Origin of the sequence: Micromonospora sp. M51 (assembly GCF_018070305.1) — a bacterium.
GTDB lineage: Bacteria > Actinomycetota > Actinomycetes > Mycobacteriales > Micromonosporaceae > Micromonospora > Micromonospora parva.
On record NZ_JAGPXZ010001514.1, the window covers coordinates 1 to 452 of the forward strand.

The 452-nt window shown below is 76.5% G+C and carries 1 pseudogene; it reads right to left on the reverse strand.

From position 1 onward, the window contains the following. Positions 1–29 precede the first annotated feature (29 nt). A pseudogene (locus tag KBX53_RS35730) lies at positions 30–452 on the reverse strand (hypothetical protein); the annotation flags it as partial.

Here is a 452-nt window from a genome sequence, read left to right on the forward strand (position 1 = left end):
GTGGCCGACCACGACGCCGAGATCGCGGTCTACCGCCGCTGGTGGGGCGAACGACGGGTGGACGGGGTGCTCGTCTGCACCCGCAGCATCGCGCCGGCCAGTTGGTAGGGCGGACTGAGTGCGCTCAGCAGTCGGGTGCCCAGCGCGTACGCCAGCACCGGGCCGGCGGCGGTGACCACCGCGAAGCCGGTACCCGCGCACCCGGTGACCAGATCGCCGGGGGCGATGACCGCGCGAGCCCGGTGCACCGCCTCGGCGAGCACGTCCTCCCGGGCGGTCGGGCCGATCCCCTCGGTGCCGTGCAGGTCGACCAGGAGCAGCGCGCCGGCCGGCACCGGCACGTCGCCGATCGCGGCCAGGGCGTCCAGCAGGGCGGCCCGGTCACCGGGGGTGCTGCTCGCGGCCGCGAACTGTCGCCGGTCGAGCCCCGACCACGCGGGGCTGTGCTCAGG